We start from the raw sequence: 19638 nt of genomic DNA on the forward strand, positions 1-19638 counted from the left end.
CCTGTTTTACCTGTCTTTCATTAAGCCAGCTTTAATCAGACCTTGCCACAGATTTTCCGCAGCTTCCACTTCCATGCGATGGCGCGATTCCCTGGCAAGAGAACCAATGTGTGAGGTGAGAATAGCATTGTCGCATTTGATCAATAGACCATGATAAGGTTCTTGCTCGAAAACATCGAGTGCGGCTGCACCTAGCTGCCCGGAAGTGAGGGCCTCAGCGAGGGCGGTTTCGTCTATAAGGCCGCCGCGAGCCGTATTGATCACCACGGCACCGCGCTTCATGCGCGCGATGGTCTTCCCATCCAGTAAATGGTGAGTGTCAGCGTCATAAGTCAGGTGCAGGCTGATGATATCCGCCTCTGCCAGAAGCTTTTCTAGTGATACTAGTTCTATTCCTTGCGGTGACTGGTTTACATAGGAATCATGTGCTACAACCCTGGCATCAAAAGCCTGGCACAAACGGGCAACCCGTCGCCCGACGCGCCCCAAGCCAACGATGCCTACCGACTGGGCGGCGAGCAGCTGGCCCTGAGTTCTTGGCCACTCTCCCGCACGCAGCTGCCGATCGATCTGGCATATCCGCCGCAACGCAGCCAATATCAGACCCATGGTAAGCTCAGCCACTGCTTGGGCTGGCGCCTCCGGGGTATTCAGCACAGCGATTCCGTGGCGCTTTGCTGCCGCAAGATCGACACTGTCCAGACCGCTCCCGCAGCGGGAGACCACTTTCAGTTTTTTTGCGGATGCGAAAACACGTTCTGTCAGGGGCTCTATACCCGCTATCATCCCTACGGCATCTGCACCCAGCAATTCGATAGTTTCATCTTCGGTTAGTTTGCGTTTATAGGGATTGCCGACAATATGCATGCCCTCACTTTGCAAATGCTGAATATGGAGATTGTTGTCCACATCAAACGACGAAGTGGAAATAACAAGCTTGCTCATAGTGTCGCCCTTATATTCCGCATATGACCCCGGCAAAGTGTGTCTAGGATGCGAATATCCAAACCATAGCCAAGAAAGTTGAAGCCAGCGTCAATATTGCGCCGCAATGCCTCCGGATCCGGCTCAACTACGTGAATGCCTCCAGGCTTGCCTAACCGGTGTCCGGCCTCCCGCACTTGTTCTATCGCGGATTCGACGTCCGGATAATCGAGTTCGCCGGGCCGCCCCATGGAACCGGATAAATCGTAAGGACCGATGATATAGGCGTCAATGCCGGGAACGGAAAGAATGGAGTCAATGGCGTTGACTGCGTCTATATGTTCGATCATGACCACGATGACGGCGTTATCTTCCAGCCACTGCCGGTATTGTTGAAATCGTGCGCCATAACCTTGAGCGCGCGCCAGGCCGACTCCGCGCCGGCCACGCGGCGGATAATAAACAGCCTGCACCGCGGCTTCGGCGTCAGCGGCGGTTTTGACCATGGGGACCATTACACCTGCCGCACCGGCGTCCATAACCCGCTTGATCTGGTCAGGGTGATTCGATGTCAGTCGTACGATTGCCGGACACTGTTGACCATCGAGGACTTGAATCATCATTTGCACTTCGCTGAGTTCCAGAACGCTGTGCTCCGTATCCAGTACCAGCCAGTCAAACCCGGCGGCAGCCATGATTTCGGCAATTGCCGGATGTCCTAACGTGACCCATGAGCCGATGGTTAGGGCATTCCGGGCCAGTTTTGATTTTAATTGCATAGTGCTCCTTAAGGAAAACGACTTGAATATATTGCGGAGAGTACCTGATTCAATACGAGCCCAGCAGGGGGTCCGCTTCCATCAATCCGGCCACACGCTCCAGATCAGCCTGCGTGTCCACCGCTTGAGTATTGAAGCTCGTTCTCACCATCTTCACGCGATAACCATGCTCCAGCAGACGTAGCATGTCCACGGACTCCAATTGCTCCAATGGAGTGGACGGCAACCGGGCGAACTCGATCAATGTCTTACGCCGGAATGGGATAATGCATACCTGTTTGTAGGCGCACGGATGCACAAAATCCGATTGAGAGGACTGAGTGGAAGCCGGAGCGGTCGGTATCGGTTGCCGCGACATATATAAGGCATCACCCTGTTGATTCATCACCACTTTAATAGTGTTGACGTCATAGAAGTCCGCTTTGTTATCGATACTGCGCACCAGGTTGACACAGCCCAGTTGCGGATCATGGCGGAATGGCTCGACCGCGGCGTCAATCATCTCCGGATGGGTCATCGGTTCGTCGCCCTGTACCATAACAATAAGTTCCGCATCAATCCCGGCGGCAGCTTCCGCAACCCGGTCACTGGCGCGCTCATGAGTGTCAGCAGTCATTATTACGGGAGCGCCAAATCCCTGCGCCGCCCGCCGGATTTCTTCGTCGCAGGTGGCTATGTAAGTAGCATCGAGGGCTTTACTCAGGGCAACGCGTTTGTAAACATGTTCCAGCATGGTTCGGCCCAACAGTCTTGAAAGCGGTTTGCCGGGAAAACGCGACGAACCCATCCGTGCTGGTATTACAGCAATTGTTTTCATTGGTTATTCACATTCATTGGAGTTTTAGATTTGCAGAGATGCTCTTCTCCATTTGATCGCCCCTGGTTCAGTCCCATGAGTCAGTGGTAATGGAGTTTGTTCACTCTGGTCGCTATCGTACCATCAGAGGAGAGTCTCTGCGATAATTTGAAGTAGTGTCCACCTTGCGAAATCGCTGAATATGCTCTCCGGTGGAGTGGATATCCGGAGATTTTTTGCCCGTTGGACACAGTTGTAAAGCAATGGTCAAGTGTCGCCATGCCCATTGCGTGTTATTGCATATGACTAGAATATGCATATCCACGCATCTTCGATCGACGCCCAGTCAATCATTATCGAGTTCGCTGGCCTGGCTTAGGTGGCCATACTTCTGGCAACTCAAACGCACCACACTGGTAAACGTATATCTGCGAGTGTACAATTACGCCCTTTTTCGTCACTCAAGATTCTGATTATTCGATTAAATGATGAATATACTGCCTGTTGCTGACATGTCGGAGCTAAACGCCTGGGTATGAAAGCCCTATTTTTTCTTCGTCATTATAACGACATTGATCATATAACCCCGGTGATCCACAAGTGGATGGGTTCGGGGCACACGTGCGATATTGTCCTGATAGGCAACTCGCGCTTTCGCAACGACTACCGCATTGAATTTCTGCGCAAGCTTGCTGGAGTGCGCATGGCCTATATTGGCGACCTGTTGCCGCCGGTCGAATTTGCCCGCTGGTTTGTGCAAACGCTGATACTGATCCGCAGCTTGCGGCGCCCCTTCATCGGCCCGGTCATGGCGGCCCTGGCCAAGACCTATGATGCCCGACGGCGGGCACCGGTGTGGCACAGCACCGCGCAGCGGCTGCTCGAGCGCAGCTTCGGCAGTCCCCATGAAGGGACCGGTGAAGGCGTGGTGGTATTTGACTGGATAGAAAGGAACTCCTCCATATGCGTGGAATGGGTCGAGATAGTCCTCTCGACGGCGCGCGCCATGGGACTTGGCACCGTATCGCTGCCGCATGGAGACAGCCCGCACGCGAGCCAGCTGATCCGGCGGCGGGAACTGCGCCTGGAGCCCGACACCACATTTGCCAATGCGGGCATATTCGACAAAGTAGTAGTGCCCAACGAACTGTGCTCGGTGCGATTTCGGCCCTTCATGGACAACCGGAAGCTGGCCGTCCTGGGCTCGCCGCGCTACTGCGACGAATGGCTGGCCAAACTGGCCACCCTGATGCCGCCCTCGCCGCTGACGCGTTCGGCGAGCCGGCTCAAAGTCGTCATTTTTCTGAGGAAGAGCAACTTCTCCACCTTCTGGGAAGAAGTGGGCGAAGTAGTGCGCATCGTTGCCGGCTTTCCCGGAGTGGAACTGATCATCAAGCCGCACACGCGCGGGGGCTGGCAGCAATCCCTGACCCGGGACCCCTCTGTGCGGCGCCTGGCGAACGTGAGCGTGGCGGGCAACATCCACTCCATCCACCTCATGAACTGGGCGGACGTCATCATTGACCTGGCCACCTCGGTGGTATTTGAAGCGGTCAAGGCAAAGAAGCCGGTCCTGGCAGGGGACTACCTGCATGCGGGCCGCTCCGCCCTGGCGGAATACCTGCCGGAGACGGAACTGCGCTGCCGGGATGACGTATATCGGCAGATCGAAGGATTTCTTAGCCACGGCTGCGACAATTTTTACATTGAAGCGCATCATCAGCGCTTTGTGAAGGAAATGATCGAGGTGGGGGACCCGGATGTACTATCCCGCTACGTGGCGCTACTGGAAGGGCAAGTGCGGCCACGGGCCAGCCGGGATCAGCCTTGTCCGGAGGAACGCGCCGTGAACTTCGCCTGTGGATGACGCCCATATGGATGGGAGCTCAGGGCCTCGCAGGCAAGGTCTTTCGAAAGGCTGTTAAAGTTTGCCAATGAGATGAATCCCCGGTTATCGCTGTCTATTGCTTTAGCTACCTACAACGGTGAGCGCTACATCCGGAGCCGCTCGGCAGTATCGCCGGACAGACCCATATACCTGACGGTTCAGGTTAATTTTTTCAACCCAAGGCGTTAATCTAAGAGGGTATTATCAATTGGAGGGGTAAGATGCGAGTAACCATACTTGGATGCACCGGCGGTGTGGCGGCGGATTTAAGAAGCACTTGCCTGATGCTGGACGATGATATTCTGGTTGATGCGGGTACCGGCGCAGGTGATTTAACAGTGTGCCAGATGCTGCGGGTGGACACGGTGTTTCTTACCCATTCCCATCTTGACCATGTTGCACTGCTGCCGATGCTGGCTGACGTTGCGGGACCACGCCGGGATACGCCGCTCACGGTTTATGCCTTGCCTGAAACAATTGCCATCCTCAAACAGGATATGTTCAATTTCCGCCTCTGGCCGGATTACACCGTCCTGCCTTCGCCGGAAAAACCCTACGTCGTATTCCGGTCCATCACTGTGGGGCAGACGGTGGAATTATCGGGAAGAAAAATCACTCCGTTACCGGTGCGCCATGCTGTACCCGGAGTTGCCTATCAGCTTGACAGCGGCAATGCAAGTTTTGTCTTCAGCGGTGATACGACCTACCATGAGCCATTCTGGAATGCGCTGAACGCAATCAGCAATCTGCGCTACCTGATGATTGAGGCAACGTTTCTCAACTGCAATACGGCAGGCGCAGAGGCCTCCGGCCATATGCGTCCGGAGTTGCTGGCAAAAGGTTTAAATCAACTTAACAAGGCAGTACGTCTTTTGATCACTCATATGGAACCCGGCAATGAGGATGCCACGATGGCGGAAATTCAGACAGCAGCAGGAGAATTCAAACCGGAAAAATTGAAGCGCGGGCAGGTATTCGAGTTTTAAGGAGTTCTAATAGGCTTCCGATCCGGTCCCGGCTGCATGTTCCACGGAGGCCCAAATTTTACGCCTTCCGGTTTTCCTATAACCATTTCTTCCAACGAAACAGAGCCAGCATTCCCACGCTGATTGTGGCCATGATTCCCAGCACCACGAAAAATCCCAACTCCGAGTCCAGTCCCGGCAAGTGTTTAAAGTTCATGCCGTAGATTCCCGCAATCAATGTCAGCGGCATGAATATGGTTGTGATAACAGTAAGGACTTTCATCACTATGCTGATGCGGTAGCTTACGCTGGACACGTAGATGTCGAGCATGCCGGCTGTCAGGTCGCGCAGGGACTCGACCGATTCGATAATGTGAATGATGTGATCGTATACATCCCGCAGATAAAGTAATGTATTGCGGGTGAACAAAGGCGAATCCCCGCGTTGCAATGAGCTGATCACTTCACGTAGCGGCCACAGCGATTTGCGTAGAAAAACCCCTTCACGCTTCAGGCGGTAAATTGAATGCAGGGTACTGGGTTGAGGGCGGGCTACCAGCTCTGTCTCCAGCGCTTCAGTTTTCTCATCGAGCTGCTCAAGGATGACGAAGTAGCTGTCAACAATGGAATCAATCAAGCTGTACATCAGGAAATCTGCACCCAACTTCCTGATCTGGCCTTTACCGGCATGTAATCGCTCGCGCACTGATCCGAATTGAGTGCTGTCCGCTTCAAGAAACGAGAGTACAAAATTTTTTCCCAGCACCAGGCTGATCTGATCCGAATCTATCCTTTCTCCCGTTTCGTTGTATTCATAACTAAAGGTTTTCAGTACCACGTAGAGGTAATTGCCGTAATCTTCCAGCTTGGAGCGTTGTTCAGTATTGAATATGTCTTCCAGTACCAATGGATGGAGGTCAAAGCAGGCACCGATTTGCTCCATCATGTGGGTATCACCCAATCCATGAACGCTGATCCATTTGATGCCATGCGCAAACCTCGTTCCGTCAGCCAGATCCGCGACGGTTATTTCTGATTCGCGCACACCATTATCGTCATAGTCCAGCAAAATGATGCGGGGAGTGACATTTTTCTTTTTACCAATATGCACCAGTGTGCCTGGCGGCAATCCTGCCTTAGTGGATCTTTTTTTTGAATGGGACGCCATCGGCCTTATCCGGACTATACACTGATCGTACTTCTGATTGTTTTACAACCCATGTTTCCGTCCAGCCGCTCCTTGATACGGAAATCGAAACCAAGAGTCGCCCACTCTTCGACTTCGGCGGATAGCGCGGTATCGGTCAAGGGGTTGCGTTGCAGCCAATCCTGTTCGATAATCAGTTCGAATTCCGTATTGTCCATACGCACTTCGAGTTGGGGCAGCTCGATATCACAGCGGCTGCGGTGAAACAATGTTGCCAGGCGCAGCGCGAACAGCAGGGCAAAATCCAGCGGTTCGGTAACGGCTCCTCGTGCTTTACCGATAATGCCCCGATGAGCAAGCGCAAGCACACTCAGGCGCCCTTGCTCCATCCTTGAGAAGCCGGGCATATCCGCGTTACCGAGAATGTATGCAGAGTGTTTGTGATAGCCGGAATGGGCCACTGAAATGCCGACTTCATGCAGCCTTGCCGCCCATGACAGGCTTTGCAGCATTTCTTCCATTTCATCAGGGAAATCCGACAGTAATTGTTTTCCCAGCAGTAGCGCCGACGATTCCACTCGCCCCGCCTGAGCGGAATCCACCCGGTAGCGTTGCATGAATTGCCTCACCGTCATTTCGCGCATGTCCTGATTATGGAAGCGTCCCAGCAAATCGTAGAGTACGCCCTGGCGCAATGCTCCCATAGCCTGTGACATGCGGTGGATGCCTAACTCGGCGAATGCGGCGGACATGATCGCGAATCCGCCAGGAATGACAGGCGCCCGGTCAGTGCGCAATCCAGAAATTTCCAGCTTTTTAATATCGCCAGCCCTGAGCAGATAGTCGCGAAAATTGTCTAGTCCTTCCGGGGTGATATCGCCATCACTACCGCCCTCATCGAGATTGTTCAGTTCTATTATTTCACCCAGTGCGCGCGCGGTACCGGACGAGCCGAATGCATCCTGCCAATGGGCACTGGAGAATTCGGCGGCGATAGCCTGTACTTCGCTTCGCGCGGCGAGTTCAGCTCGCTTCATCGCGCCTTTGGTGATCTTGCCATCCGGGAAAAAAAGCAGGCTGTAACTGACACAGCCCATATAGAGGCTTTCCAGTTTAACGGGTTTCAGCCGTCTGCCGATGATAAATTCGGTGGAGCCACCGCCGATATCCATGACCAGACGATTGCTGGTGGAGGCGGGCAGACTGTGCGCCACGCCCAGGTAAATGAGCCGTGCTTCCTCGCGCCCCGCGATAACTTCGATGGGGAAGCCAATGGCGGCCTCTGCCTTTTTTAGAAAGGCCGGTGCATTCTTCGCGACTCTTAGCGTATTTGTTCCGACTGCTCGAACGGAGTGTGGCGGAAAACCACGCAGACGTTCACCAAAGCGTTTCAAGCAATCCAATGCGCGCGCTTGCGAATCCTCGTCGAGCCGCTTGTCGGCAGTCAGGCCGGCGGCAAGCCGCACCATTTCACGTAAGCTGTCCAGCGGATAAATCTGTTTGCCTACCACCCGTGCTACCTGCAAACGAAAGCTGTTTGAGCCAAGGTCTACTGCCGCGAGGGTGGAATATTCGAGCATGACTTTCCGATTCCGTCGTTACCAGCCAGATTTACTCTCTGACTTCACGCTCGATCTCTTCAACCGACACATGCCGCACATCCTTGCCCTTGACCATGTAGATAACATATTCCGCCATATTCTTGGCGTGATCGCCAATACGTTCAATTGCTTTCGCTACAAACAGGATTTCCAGCGCGGTGGAAATTTTGCGCGGATCTTCCATCATGAAGGTGATAAGTTGACGCATAATGGAGCGGAATTCTTCATCGACCTTTTCATCCTGGCGCACGACGCGAGCGGCCGCTGCCAGATCCAGGCGGGCGAATGCATCCAGGGACTTATGCAGCATTTCCATTGCGATATTGGCGACATGCCTGATCTCGACGAACCGGGGCATATGCATGCGATCAGCTTCGTAAATCAGTTTGGCCATGCGCGCAATCTTTTCCGCTTCGTCGCCGATGCGTTCCAGATCGGTAATGGTTTTGATGACCGTCATAATCATGCGTAAATCGCCGGCGGCAGGTTGGCGGCGCGCGATGATCTGGCTGCAAATTTCGTCTATTGACACTTCCATCGCGTTCACCCGATGGTCATCGGCAATAATATTTTCGATCAGGTTTTCATTACCGCTGGTAAGCGCCTCAATGGCTTTTTCAATCTGTTCTTCCACAAATCCACCCATATGCAGCACACGTGTGCGCACCGCTTCAAGATCGGTGTCAAACTGCTTGGATGTGTGTTCGCTGCTTGCCATTGCGTATCCCGCTGGTTAGAAGAGACAAAAGATGATACTCGCAAGTTATGACAATTTTGTTGCTTTCCGTATTACATCCGGTCAGACAGCAATCGTCCGGATGCCGGTGTCGGTGCCCAGTAGCAGCACATCGGCGCCGCGCTTCGCGAAAAGACCGTTGGTCACTATCCCCGTTATCTGATTAAGCGCTGTCTCCAGTTCAACCGGGTTCAGAATTCGTAAACCATGCACATCAAGGATTATATTGCCGTTGTCCGTGATAAATCCCTGACGCAGTGATGGTTCCCCTCCCAGCCGCGTGATCTCGCGTGCCACATAGCTACGGGCCATGGGAATCACTTCCACCGGGAGCGGAAATTTGCCGAGCACTTGCACGAGTTTGCTCTGATCCGCGATACAGATAAATTTTTTCGCCACAGCGGCGACGATTTTCTCGCGTGTCAACGCGCCGCCCCCCCCCTTTATCATGGCCAGATGCTCGGTAATTTCGTCTGTGCCGTCTACGTATACCGTGAGTGCATCAATACTATTCAAATCGATAACCTCAATACCGTGTCCCCTGAGGCGCTGGGCCGTTGCTTCGGAGCTTGCCACCGCGCCCTCGATCTTGTGCTTGATATTAGACAGCTCATCTATGAAATAATTTGCGGTGGAGCCGGTACCTACTCCAACCACACAACCAGCGGGAATGTGCTGAATAGCGGCTTGCGCCGCGGCGCGTTTCTGTTCATCTTGCGTCATGATGTATTTTGTTAATGGAAATAAGTTTTATCAGGATAATCCTATCCAGCCATTATAACAATGTGGCGGGATGGCAATCCGCCGGACTTAAGAAAAATCGCCTGCAAGGCGCCTGTCTGGTTTGTGGCTTGCTGCTTTCCCGGCTGGCAAGAATAAAGCCCTCAGAATCCGTTCTCACCCAATTACCTTTTTGCCTCGATTCTTCAAGTTGGACAGGCTGCTAGGCCGGCCCCCGGCGTGCTAAAATTCGTCATTTCCGACTCGCGGACATACGCAGCGATGAAAAACGATTATCTCGAAAGAATTCTCACGGCCCAGGTTTATGATGTGGCGGCGGAAACTCCATTGGAGCTGGCGTCCAATTTATCTGCACGCATTCACAACCAGTTATTCCTGAAGCGCGAGGATATGCAACAGGTATTTTCATTCAAGTTGCGCGGAGCTTACAATAAAATGGTCAAGCTTTCACCCACGATGCTCAAGCGGGGCGTGGTGACAGCTTCTGCCGGCAATCATGCGCAGGGGGTGGCGCTCGCGGCGCAACGGCTTCATTGCCGTGCAACCATTGTGATGCCTGTTACCACGCCACAAATCAAAATGCAGGCGGTAGAGGCGCGTGGCGCGATCGTGATAACCCATGGCGATTCCTATGATGAGGCCTATGCTCACGCATTGAAGTTTGCGGCGGAGAAACATGCGACTTTTGTGCACCCCTACGACGATCCTGATGTGATCGCGGGGCAAGGTACCGTTGGAATGGAGATCCTGCGTCAGCGCACCGGCCCTATCCACTCGATATTTGTACCGATAGGCGGCGGCGGTCTTATTTCCGGGATTGCAGCCTACGTGAAAAGACTGCATCCGGAAATCAAAATTATCGGCGTCGAGCCTGTCGATGCGGATTCCATGTACAGGTCGCTGCGCGCGGGGCGTCGAATCAAACTTGCCCAGGTGGGGCTATTCGCGGATGGTGTGGCTGTGAAGCAAGTGGGAGTGGAAACCTTCCGCTTGTGTCGTGAACTGGTGGATGAAATCATCCTGGTGGATACCGATGCCATTTGTGCTGCGATCAAGGACGTATTCGAGGACACTCGCACTGTTCTGGAGCCATCGGGGGCGCTTTCGATCGCCGGTGCCAAGCTTTATGCCAAGCGAGAGAATATTCGCGATAAAAATCTGATTGCGATTGCCTCTGGTGCGAATATGAATTTCGATCGGTTGCGTCATATTTCCGAGCGGGCGGAGTTGGGCGAACAGCGGGAAGCAGTGATGGCGGTTACCATTCCCGAGCAGCCTGGCAGTTTCAGGAAATTTTGCGCCATGCTGGGGACAAAAAGCATTACCGAATTTAACTACCGTTATGCTGACCCAAAAGAAGCGCACGTATTTGTTGCAGTGTCGGTACGCAACCGCGATGAAGCAGCAAAGCTGATCAGGAGCTTGGAGAGAAGCGGCCTGCGCACCGAGGATTTAACCGATAATGAAATGGCAAAGCTTCATATACGCCACCTCGTGGGAGGGCGTGCCCGTGATGTAAAGAATGAACGTCTCTATCGTTTTGAATTTCCCGATCGACCCGGAGCGCTGATGAAATTTCTGAACAGCATGGGTCACCGCTGGAATATCAGTCTGTTCCACTATCGCAACCATGGCGCCGACTACGGCCGGGTACTGGTGGGTATGGAAGTGCCCCCCGAAGAGAAAGCCGAGTTCAAGGAATTTCTCAAGCGGATGGAAAATCACTACTGGGATGAAAGCAGTAATCCGGCGTATAAATTGTTTCTGGCATAGGGGCAAACTCGAATCATATGTAAGGTTTCTATAGATTTTCATTTGAAGAGAAAAAATCATACAAATGGATCACACATCAGAACACGGAAACAAGGCGATATCTGCTATTGCCGGCATCCTGCTGCTGACTATCCTGACATTGAATAATGTGCATGCGAACAATTTAAAGAGCACCTTGAAGGATAGCGGCATGGAATTCGGCGGCTGGATCAACGGTGGCGGGACTTACAATGCGAATAATCCATCCGATGGTTTCAATGGCGCCGTTACTTTCGCTGACCGGGCCAACCGGTTCCAGTTGAACCAGTTAAATTTGTTTATACAGCGCGCCGTCCCGTCGGAAGGCACCACTTGGGATATTGGGGGCCGTTTTGATTTCCTGTTTGGCACAGACGCCATTTATGCCCAGGCTTTCGGCATTTCGGCATTCGATGAGAATACCGGGGAACCTTCAAATAGGGGCAACTGGGATCTCAATTTGTGCTGTAAGTCGACCCGCACTTATGGCATTGCACTTCCGCAGGCCTATTTAGAGGCTTACGTGCCGATTGGTAACGGTCTTAATGTCAAGGCCGGGCATTTTTACACGCCACTCGGTTATGAGACGGTTCCCGCTCCCGACAACTTTTTCTATACGCGTGCCTACATTTTGAACAGCGGAGAGCCATTTACCCATACCGGTTTGATGGGTAACTATACAGTCAATGCAAATTTATCCGTTCTGGCTGCCGCGACCACCGGCAGCGCTACGGGTGGATGGGATGGCGGTTTCGATAAGCAGCTGGACAACTGGGGCGGTTTGGCTGGCATCATCTGGACCAGCGACGATAAAAGAACCTCGGTCACGGTGGGCGGCACTTACGGAGAAACAGCCACGAGGGAACCCTGGATTATGTATAGCACCGTGCTGCAGCATCGGATCACGCCTAAAACTCACTTCGTTCTGCATCATACTCATGGCTGGGCAGGCAAGATTTTTTTGGGTGACAGAATCAAGAATACCGAGTGGTATAGCATCAACACGCACCTGACCTATGACCTCCTCAAGGATCTGTCCATTGGTATTCGTGCTGAGCGATTCAATGATAGGGATGGCTGGCGTGTTTTTTCGCCCTACCGGATACTTTCCGCTACGAATAACAAGGGCGTCAGTTATGCGGGCAACATTCCATTTATCAGCGCGCCGGCCGACTATTACGCGGTCACCCTGGGTATGAACTGGAAGCCCGCAAAGAGACTGAAAGTGGACTGGAAATCGATGCAGAAATTAAATATTCGTCCGAACATCCGTTATGACAGAGCGGATGGTATTGATGTAGCATTCCGTCCTTTTGATGGCAGGAAGGATCAGTTCCTGTTCTCACTGGATGCTACGATTCCTTTTTAGTTTTGGCAGGTCATGATCAGGGCGAGCGTTGCCGGTGGAGGGGTGGTTTATGCAACAGATGTGTTTTTTTATGTTTGAGAAAAGTGGTGGTGGATAGGTGCTGTGTAATATCGCACCTGAAAATAATAATGATTGCTATTTTTTATCAGGTCCTTATGTCTAGGGAACTAAGGAAATTCACAAATGAAATGTCGGCCCAAATGCAGAAGCCGGATAATATTTGCCATTGCAGGGAGCCTGTTACCCATCGTTATGGGCTCCAGCAGCGCTTATGCCAATAATGTAGTAAACTTCTTTAAAGACAGCGGTATAAAGGTGGGCGGCTGGATCAACGCCGGAGCGACCTTCAATCCAAATTTTCCAGGCAATGGCTACAATGGCCCCGTCACTTTCGCTGACCGGGCGAATCGTTTTCAACTGAATCAGTTTAATATATTCATACAGCGTACCGTGTTGACCGAGGGTAAATCGTTCGATATCGGCGGCCGCTTTGATTTCATGTTTGGTACCGATGCCATTTATACCCAGGCTTTCGGCATCCCTACTTTTGATGTAAATTCCGGGCAGCCATTAAACCGGGGAAATTGGGATCTGGATCTGTGCTGTTCTTCGACTCGCACCTACGGCATCGCGCTGCCGCAGGCTTATATGGAAGCCTACATTCCGGTGGGTAACGGCCTGAACGTAAAGGTAGGTCATTTTTACTCGCCAACGGGGTATGAAACCGTCCCGGCGCCCGACAATTTCTTTTATACCCACGCCTATACTTTTAATAATGGAGAACCTTTTACCCATACCGGTTTCATGGGCAACTACCCGATCAATAAGAATTGGTCGCTGATGGGTGGCGCCACCACCGGCAGCGCGACCGGTGGATGGGATGGGAGTTTTAACAGACAATTGGGCAACTGGGGGGGGCTAGGCGGTATTACCTGGACCAGCGATGATATGAGAAGCTCGGTTAATGTCACGGGCACCTACAGCGAGACTTCCACACGAAGCAACCAGCCCTGGGGCATCTACAGCGTCGTGCTGCAGCACAGGATCACCACCAGAACGCACTTTGTTCTGCATCATACGCACGGTTATGCCGGGGGCGTTTTATTGAATGGATCACCCAAGAATGCCGAATGGTATGGCATCAACACGCATTTGTATTATGATCTTCTGGAGGATCTGTCCATAGGGGTGCGTGGAGAATGGTTCCACGACAGAGATGGTTTTCGTGTCCCCTCGCCATTCAGGGTGGTTGCCGCCACCAATCACACCGGCTCCAGTTTTGCGGGCGCTTTTGCTCCCACCGCGGCCCCCGCCAATTATTACGCAGTCACCCTGGGCATGAATTGGAAGCCGGCAAAAAGACTTAAAGTTGACTGGAGGCCGATGCAAAAATTGAATATTCGTCCCAATATTCGTTATGACAGGGCAGATGGTATTGCTCAATCCTATCGCCCTTTTGATGGCAGAAGGGATCAATTCCTGTTCTCTCTGGACGCGACCATTCCTTTCTGATTCAACCTGAATCCGGCGTCTGGATGGGATGGGGCTACGGTTTCTCATTATTTGAGAGCGCGCTTCCAGTTGATTATTCATTACGCGCGGCGTAGTTATGTTGTACCGCTTCCGCTGCCATTTGGCGGTGAGCAGCCGCTTCCTTGATGTAAGCTTCCGCGGTTTCCTCGTATTTGCGTGCGAGCGCCCAAGTATGCGATTTTAAGTCCTGGGCCTGCCGGCCATAGAGATAACTTTTTTCCTCGTAATGATCCAGTAATTTCTTTTGTTCCTCAGCCTTTGTCCGCATTTGCTTCGCGGCACCTTCAAAATACCTCGTCAGCTCGTCATGATCGCTACGCGTTCTGGCATTCTGCACAGCCTTACGGATATTTGCATTCTGAACTGCCTCATGAGGGATCATCTGAGCGCAGGCGGCTAATACCGCGAGAGGCAAGACTGCGAAAAATGTCGCTGGTTTCATAACGGCTTTCCTTTAAACCTGAACCATCTACCCATGATGGATTGTTATTAGAGCGCACTATAGTGTGCAAATGGCACTTTTGCAAGTTTTTCATGTTATAAGTTCTCTAAGATTGTATTATGTTGATGTTTATGTTGTATTGTGTTATCAATCAACATTAATTATTAAAAATTCAAGACATCGAATATGGGTGAACGGCAGAAACAATTGCTTAAGTTGCTGCGAAGCAACAAACCAGGTCTGAGTGTGCATGAGCTTTCAAAAGGACTTGAGATTACGCGAAATGCCGTGCGGCAGCATATTGCTTCACTGGAAGCGGCGGGATTGGTGGCGCTCGGAGCGACGCGTCCTTCCGGGGGAGGGCGGCCTCAGAAGCTTTATGTTTTGACCGAGCTTGCCAATGAGATGTCTCCGCGTCAATATTCCTGGCTTGCGCAATTAGTGGTGGCATCGGTTCGGCGCGAAGAAGGCGTGGAAAACATGGGCAAGCGCATGAATGAGATTGGTGCGAACGTCGCGCAGCAGATACGCAGCCAGTATCCCCATTTGACTACGCACAGGGAGAAGGTGGAGAAGCTCACCGAGGTAATGGATCAGCTGGGATATAACGCGAGGAATGCGACGGTATCCGGGGATGAGGCGATAATCGAGGCCGATAACTGCGTATTTCACACCATGGCTAAAAAGGATCTCGAGATTTGCCATCTGGATAGGGGTTTGATGGAAACCTTTACCGACAGCAAGGTTGAGCAGCATGAATGCATGGCGCGTGGCGGAAGCGTGTGCAGGTTCAAGCTTACATCCAACGTGGAGTAATCTGTTCGAATAAGTTTTCTTCCCAAAGGGGCGATTCCTATCATGTGGAATTTCGTGCAACTGCACCGGCCCAGGCAGAGGCGTGTATCCTCGCAGCTTTTAGGAGATCGGTAAAAGCATCCCCAAAATCCGTTCTCGCCCAGTCACTTCTTCACTTCAATTCTTCAGATACACCCGGCTATTGGAATTGAATCTTCGCTCCCTTTTTCTCGCGATATTTTATACTGCGACTGAAGAATAATTTCCCCACACAATATAAAAAAAGAAAAAAGGTGATCGAATGAGAGTCGATCACCTTTCATGAAAGGGTGTTTCATCGTCTCACTACCGGGATAATAAATTTTGAAAAATAGCTATTAACGCTATATGTACAAACTAATCCAGATAAACACGACGATAGTCATGAATTGGTGAGTAATTTCTCCATGCATATGTCCATTTTTATTTTCGTCATAGCAGATCCCTGAACTTAACAAATTATTCACATAATTATCACAATAACTTAACATATCTCGTGTTACGTTTCGGGAACAATACCAATTCTAACTGTAGTGTTTCTACCGGGAGATCCAACATGACATGCCTGCCAGAACGCAAAGTCCAGATGCGGGTTGCCTTTATAGGCAGCTTGTTAGCAATGGCCATGCATTTTCCCGTAGCTCATGCTGATCCCACCACCGCTTACACCGCTGCCAATAATGCGGCTGCAGCCAATATTGCGGCTGGTACTGCAACGGATACCGCATCCGTATCCAATTCCGTAGTGGAGTTCTTTAAAAAAAGCGGCATAAGGGTGGGCGGATGGATCAATGGCGGAGCAACCTTCAATCCGAGCCATATTGACGGATTCAATGGCACGGTCACTTTCGGTGATCAGGCCAATCGATTTCAGTTGAATCAGTTCAATATATTTTTAGAACGGGCCGTTGTGGCGCAAGGTAGTTCCTGGGATTTTGGAGGACGCTTCGATATCATGTTTGGCACGGACGCCATTTTTACCCAGGCCTATGGTGTTCCCGCATTTGATGTGAATTCCGGCCAACCCCTGGCCAGAAGTAACTGGGATCTTGATTTGTGCTGTGCTTCGACCCGCTACTACGGAATCGCGGTCCCGCAGGCTTATGCAGAAGTCTATGTGCCGGTCGGTAACGGCCTGAACGTCAAGGTCGGCCATTTTTACACACCAATCGGTTATGAGTCGGTTCCCGCTCCCAATAATTTCTTCTACTCCCATGCCTATACCATGCAGTATGGCGAGCCCTTTACGCATACCGGTGCGTTGGGTAACTACTACATCAACAAGAACTGGATGTTTATGGGAGGCACGACTACCGGCAGCGCCACCGGCGGGTGGGATGGCGGTTTTGATAAGCAGTTGGGTAACTGGGGCGGTCTGGCCGGCATCACCTGGACCAGTGATGATATGGGGAGTTCAGCCAATATCAGCGGGACTTACGCGGAGACATCCACACGAAGCAACGAGCCATGGGGGATGTACAGCATTGTGCTGAAACACCGAATTACCCCCAACATGAATTTCGTATTGCAACACGACCATGGTTATGCGGGGGGGGTATTGTTGAATGGCGTCATCCAGAATGCCGAGTGGTATGGTATCAATACGCATACGTATTACGATATCACGCCTGATCTATCGATCGGTGTCCGTGCCGAGTGGTTTCGCGACAGGGACGGTTTCCGTGTCTTTTCCCCTGGCCGCGTCAGTGCCGCCACCAACAACCAAGGACTTAGTTATGCGCTGGGATCGGGCCGGTTCGGCAATTCCACCAGTGCTCCCGCCGATTATTATGCGGTTACCGTGGGTATGAACTGGAAGGCGGCAAAAACGCTGAAGATGGACTGGAAGGCGATGAAGCAATTCAACGTTCGTCCCAACGTCCGGTATGATGCGGCCGATGGCTTGCATAACGTAGACTACCGGCCCTTCGGCGGGCATAAGGACCAGGTCGTGTTATCACTGGATTTCATGGTGCCGTTCTAATACCGATCGGGTTGTGTATCGGTTCGGGCAGCAGCCTTCGGCAAAAAGCAGTCAGCGGTATCTCCGGGAGAAATGTAGCAACGCTATCCAGTTGTCAAACTACGATAACCAAAAATTCATTTTTATGTGGGGGATTCCCGCATCCATGAATTCTTTCTCCGCCACTCGGAAGCCGAATTTGACATAAAATCCGACGGCACGTAGCTGTGCATTCAAAGTTACCTGTTGGATTTGTCTTTTCCCCGCCTCTTCCAGCACTCGCAGCAACAGTGCACTGCCCACGCCTCTACCTCGCCACTCCTTAAGCACGGCCATGCGTCCAATAACGCCATTTGGCAACAGGCGGGCCGTCGCAATAGCATTCCCGGCTGGATCCATGGCGAGTAAATGCAGGCTCATCATGTCGAATTCATCCCATTCCAATTCCACAGGGACCTGCTGTTCAAGAATAAATACCGTTTCGCGCACCCTGCGCAGGGCCACGCCATCATCTTGCCAACTTGCTATGCGTATTGTGTAGACATTCATCCAAATCGCTTTGTAAGATCATTCAATACCGTTCCGCCATGAAACGGAGCTAAAGGCGATGGGAGCCATGACAGCACAACGCATGCCGGCGCGGCATGCAGGCGACTGTTATAGAAGGTGTCTATCGTGGTATAAGGACTGGATGCGATATGAGCCATGATAACCTTGAATCGGCGTGCCATCGCCAAACCCGCAAACGAGCGGCCAACCGCCCAACCAAAAATCACACCCATTATTCAAATGGGTGCCGAAGCACAATCGTTTCCTCCCTATCCGGGCCGGTGGATATCATGTCTATTGGAACGGCGCATACCTCTTCCATGCGTTTCAGGTAGTTTCGCGCCGCCTTGGGCAGCCGTTCAGAATTTTTTATTCCCACGGTACTCTCTTTCCATCCCGGCATCTCCTCATAGACCGGTTCGCAGTAGGCGAGGTCGTCCGCACCCACTGGCAGGATACTGCTGAACTTTTCGCCCTCGCCATTGCCAATCACCTTGTAACCCACCCCGAGGCGTAGTGTCTCCACGCCATCCAGTACGTCCAGTTTGGTAACACATAGCCCGGATACGCCATTGATCTGGATGGAGCGCTTTAACGCGGCAGCATCGAACCAGCCGCAACGGCGCGGGCGCCCGGTGGTCGCACCAAACTCCTTGCCACGTTTAGCCAGATACTTCCCCACATCGTCGTCCAATTCCGTAGGAAAGGGTCCGGCACCAACCCGCGTGGTGTACGCCTTGGTGATACCCAGTACGTAATGCAGCATCTGCGGGCCAATGCCGCTCCCGGTCGTTGCCGCGCCAGCGATACAATTACTCGACGTCACAAAAGGGTAAGTACCGTGATCCACATCAAGCAATGTTCCCTGCGCTCCCTCGAACAGCAGGCTCTCGCCGGCCTTGTTGGCTTCGAACAAAAGTCGCGGCACATCCGCCATCATCGGTTTGATGCGCTCGGCCAAGACCAGCGTGTCATCCACGGTTTGCTGAAAATCCACTATCGGCGCATGAAAGTAATTCTTCAGCACGAAGTTATGATAATCCAGCATCTCCCCCAGCTTGGCGGCGAAGCGGTCTCGGTGAAACAAGTCCTGCAGGCGCACTGCGCGCCGTGCCACCTTATCCTCGTAGGCCGGCCCGATACCGCGGCCGGTGGTGCCGATTTTACCCGTCCCCCTGGCCGCCTCGCGGGCGCTATCAAGCGCCACGTGACACGGCAGAATAAGCGGACACGCTTCACTTATGCGGAGTCTTCCCTGCACGTCGATTCCCGCCTGCTCAAGCATATTGACTTCATTCAGCAATGCCTGCGGAGACACAACTACCCCGTTACCTATATAGCAGGCAACATTGTCACGCAATATTCCGGAAGGGATTAAATGCAGGACCGTTTGCTTACCCGCAATAACCAGCGTGTGCCCGGCATTATGCCCCCCCTGGAAACGAACCACACCCTGGGCGTGATCGGTAAGCCAGTCTACTACCTTGCCTTTGCCCTCATCACCCCATTGGGTTCCAATGACGACCACATTTTTTGTCATGTTGTAAATTTCTAAATTAGCTTACTGTTGAGTCCAGATG

17 protein-coding genes are annotated in these 19638 nt (G+C 52.3%); 7 read left to right on the forward strand and 10 right to left on the reverse strand.

The genetic code is table 11. From position 1 onward, the window contains the following. Positions 1 to 6 precede the first annotated feature (6 nt). Genes EBAPG3_RS04165 through EBAPG3_RS04175 form a run of 3 tightly spaced genes read right to left on the reverse strand, consistent with a single transcriptional unit; the run spans position 7 to position 2520 of the window. A complete protein-coding gene (locus tag EBAPG3_RS04165) occupies positions 7 to 945 on the reverse strand; it encodes a phosphoglycerate dehydrogenase (RefSeq protein WP_004178255.1) in 939 nt (312 codons plus the stop codon). Next, positions 942 to 1703, reverse strand: coding sequence for an HpcH/HpaI aldolase family protein (locus EBAPG3_RS04170; protein WP_004178257.1), 762 nt, complete (start codon positions 1701 to 1703; stop codon positions 942 to 944). Before EBAPG3_RS04170 ends, EBAPG3_RS04165 begins: the two co-directional genes overlap by 4 nt. A gap of 49 nt (positions 1704 to 1752) precedes the next feature. Then, positions 1753 to 2520: a 3-deoxy-manno-octulosonate cytidylyltransferase gene (locus tag EBAPG3_RS04175; protein ID WP_004178261.1), complete on the reverse strand. Its 768-nt coding sequence runs from the start codon at positions 2518 to 2520 to the stop codon at positions 1753 to 1755. A gap of 514 nt (positions 2521 to 3034) precedes the next feature. Here EBAPG3_RS04175 and EBAPG3_RS04180 point away from each other — a divergent pair. Both EBAPG3_RS04180 and EBAPG3_RS04185 read left to right on the forward strand, forming a co-directional pair. Then, entirely contained in the window at positions 3035 to 4366 is a 1332-nt protein-coding gene (locus EBAPG3_RS04180; RefSeq protein ID WP_085921909.1) for a hypothetical protein, read from the forward strand. Between the two features lie 242 nt (positions 4367 to 4608). Beyond that, positions 4609 to 5373: a 3',5'-cyclic-nucleotide phosphodiesterase gene (locus EBAPG3_RS04185; RefSeq protein WP_004174832.1), complete on the forward strand. Its 765-nt coding sequence runs from the start codon at positions 4609 to 4611 to the stop codon at positions 5371 to 5373. Between the two features lie 76 nt (positions 5374 to 5449). On the opposite strand, the gene corA is transcribed toward EBAPG3_RS04185, so the two are convergent. From corA to rpiA, 4 genes are all read right to left on the reverse strand, one after another. Further along, on the reverse strand, positions 5450 to 6520 hold the full coding sequence (gene corA / locus EBAPG3_RS04190) for a magnesium/cobalt transporter CorA (protein ID WP_004174833.1): 1071 nt from the start codon (positions 6518 to 6520) through the stop codon (positions 5450 to 5452). 14 nt (positions 6521 to 6534) lie between these two features. Further along, positions 6535 to 8079, reverse strand: coding sequence for an exopolyphosphatase (gene ppx / locus EBAPG3_RS04195; RefSeq protein WP_051048901.1), 1545 nt, complete (start codon positions 8077 to 8079; stop codon positions 6535 to 6537). A 31-nt stretch (positions 8080 to 8110) separates the two neighbouring features. Beyond that, positions 8111 to 8818 (reverse strand): phosphate signaling complex protein PhoU, encoded by a 708-nt coding sequence (gene phoU, locus EBAPG3_RS04200; protein ID WP_004174839.1) that lies wholly within the window; start codon positions 8816 to 8818, stop codon positions 8111 to 8113. Positions 8819 to 8899: 81 nt separating this feature from the next. Beyond that, complete coding sequence (gene rpiA / locus EBAPG3_RS04205; RefSeq protein WP_004174840.1) at positions 8900 to 9559, reverse strand: ribose-5-phosphate isomerase RpiA; 660 nt, start codon at positions 9557 to 9559, stop codon at positions 8900 to 8902. A 279-nt stretch (positions 9560 to 9838) separates the two neighbouring features. Between rpiA and ilvA the strand changes: the two genes are divergently transcribed. The 3 genes from ilvA (at position 9839) to EBAPG3_RS04220 (ending at position 14249) form a co-directional block, all read left to right on the forward strand. Then, positions 9839 to 11350, forward strand: coding sequence for a threonine ammonia-lyase, biosynthetic (gene ilvA / locus EBAPG3_RS04210; protein ID WP_004174842.1), 1512 nt, complete (start codon positions 9839 to 9841; stop codon positions 11348 to 11350). A 64-nt stretch (positions 11351 to 11414) separates the two neighbouring features. Then, on the forward strand, positions 11415 to 12737 hold the full coding sequence (locus tag EBAPG3_RS04215) for a porin (protein WP_004174843.1): 1323 nt from the start codon (positions 11415 to 11417) through the stop codon (positions 12735 to 12737). A 183-nt stretch (positions 12738 to 12920) separates the two neighbouring features. Next, complete coding sequence (locus EBAPG3_RS04220) at positions 12921 to 14249, forward strand: porin (protein WP_004174844.1); 1329 nt, start codon at positions 12921 to 12923, stop codon at positions 14247 to 14249. A gap of 73 nt (positions 14250 to 14322) precedes the next feature. Here EBAPG3_RS04220 and EBAPG3_RS04225 read toward each other — a convergent pair whose 3' ends face one another. Further along, positions 14323 to 14712 carry a hypothetical protein gene (locus EBAPG3_RS04225; protein WP_040851209.1) on the reverse strand — a complete coding sequence of 130 codons (390 nt, stop codon included), beginning with the start codon at positions 14710 to 14712 and terminating at the stop codon, positions 14323 to 14325. Positions 14713 to 14898: 186 nt separating this feature from the next. On the opposite strand from EBAPG3_RS04225, the gene EBAPG3_RS04230 reads away from it, so the two are divergent. Beyond that, positions 14899 to 15528 (forward strand): helix-turn-helix transcriptional regulator, encoded by a 630-nt coding sequence (locus EBAPG3_RS04230; protein WP_004174846.1) that lies wholly within the window; start codon positions 14899 to 14901, stop codon positions 15526 to 15528. 574 nt (positions 15529 to 16102) lie between these two features. Beyond that, the gene (locus EBAPG3_RS04235) at positions 16103 to 17530 is read left to right on the forward strand and encodes a porin (protein WP_004174850.1); all 1428 of its coding nucleotides are present in this window, start codon (positions 16103 to 16105) and stop codon (positions 17528 to 17530) included. Positions 17531 to 17629: 99 nt separating this feature from the next. On the opposite strand, the gene EBAPG3_RS04240 is transcribed toward EBAPG3_RS04235, so the two are convergent. Together EBAPG3_RS04240 and EBAPG3_RS04250 are read right to left on the reverse strand one after the other, a co-directional pair. Continuing rightward, entirely contained in the window at positions 17630 to 18058 is a 429-nt protein-coding gene (locus EBAPG3_RS04240) for a GNAT family N-acetyltransferase (RefSeq protein WP_040851211.1), read from the reverse strand. A gap of 232 nt (positions 18059 to 18290) precedes the next feature. Next, positions 18291 to 19598, reverse strand: a complete 1308-nt coding sequence (locus tag EBAPG3_RS04250) for an adenylosuccinate synthase (RefSeq protein WP_004174855.1) — start codon at positions 19596 to 19598, stop codon at positions 18291 to 18293. Positions 19599 to 19638: the final 40 nt, after the last annotated feature.

The sequence above is a fragment of the Nitrosospira lacus genome (genome assembly GCF_000355765.4).
Taxonomy (GTDB): domain Bacteria; phylum Pseudomonadota; class Gammaproteobacteria; order Burkholderiales; family Nitrosomonadaceae; genus Nitrosospira; species Nitrosospira lacus.

Excerpts from the sequence above, each read along its gene's own strand:
- EBAPG3_RS04165 (WP_004178255.1), bottom strand. The coding sequence starts at position 945 with ATGAGCAAGCTTGTTATTTCCACTTCGTCGTTTGATGTGGACAACAAT.
- EBAPG3_RS04170 (WP_004178257.1), bottom strand. The coding sequence starts at position 1,703 with ATGCAATTAAAATCAAAACTGGCCCGGAATGCCCTAACCATCGGCTCA.
- EBAPG3_RS04175 (WP_004178261.1), bottom strand. The coding sequence starts at position 2,520 with ATGAAAACAATTGCTGTAATACCAGCACGGATGGGTTCGTCGCGTTTT.
- EBAPG3_RS04180 (WP_085921909.1), top strand. The coding sequence starts at position 3,035 with ATGAAAGCCCTATTTTTTCTTCGTCATTATAACGACATTGATCATATA.
- EBAPG3_RS04185 (WP_004174832.1), top strand. The coding sequence starts at position 4,609 with ATGCGAGTAACCATACTTGGATGCACCGGCGGTGTGGCGGCGGATTTA.
- corA (WP_004174833.1), bottom strand. The coding sequence starts at position 6,520 with ATGGCGTCCCATTCAAAAAAAAGATCCACTAAGGCAGGATTGCCGCCA.
- ppx (WP_051048901.1), bottom strand. The coding sequence starts at position 8,079 with ATGCTCGAATATTCCACCCTCGCGGCAGTAGACCTTGGCTCAAACAGC.
- phoU (WP_004174839.1), bottom strand. The coding sequence starts at position 8,818 with ATGGCAAGCAGCGAACACACATCCAAGCAGTTTGACACCGATCTTGAA.
- rpiA (WP_004174840.1), bottom strand. The coding sequence starts at position 9,559 with ATGACGCAAGATGAACAGAAACGCGCCGCGGCGCAAGCCGCTATTCAG.
- ilvA (WP_004174842.1), top strand. The coding sequence starts at position 9,839 with ATGAAAAACGATTATCTCGAAAGAATTCTCACGGCCCAGGTTTATGAT.
- EBAPG3_RS04215 (WP_004174843.1), top strand. The coding sequence starts at position 11,415 with ATGGATCACACATCAGAACACGGAAACAAGGCGATATCTGCTATTGCC.
- EBAPG3_RS04220 (WP_004174844.1), top strand. The coding sequence starts at position 12,921 with ATGAAATGTCGGCCCAAATGCAGAAGCCGGATAATATTTGCCATTGCA.
- EBAPG3_RS04225 (WP_040851209.1), bottom strand. The coding sequence starts at position 14,712 with ATGAAACCAGCGACATTTTTCGCAGTCTTGCCTCTCGCGGTATTAGCC.
- EBAPG3_RS04230 (WP_004174846.1), top strand. The coding sequence starts at position 14,899 with ATGGGTGAACGGCAGAAACAATTGCTTAAGTTGCTGCGAAGCAACAAA.
- EBAPG3_RS04235 (WP_004174850.1), top strand. The coding sequence starts at position 16,103 with ATGACATGCCTGCCAGAACGCAAAGTCCAGATGCGGGTTGCCTTTATA.
- EBAPG3_RS04240 (WP_040851211.1), bottom strand. The coding sequence starts at position 18,058 with ATGAATGTCTACACAATACGCATAGCAAGTTGGCAAGATGATGGCGTG.
- EBAPG3_RS04250 (WP_004174855.1), bottom strand. The coding sequence starts at position 19,598 with ATGACAAAAAATGTGGTCGTCATTGGAACCCAATGGGGTGATGAGGGC.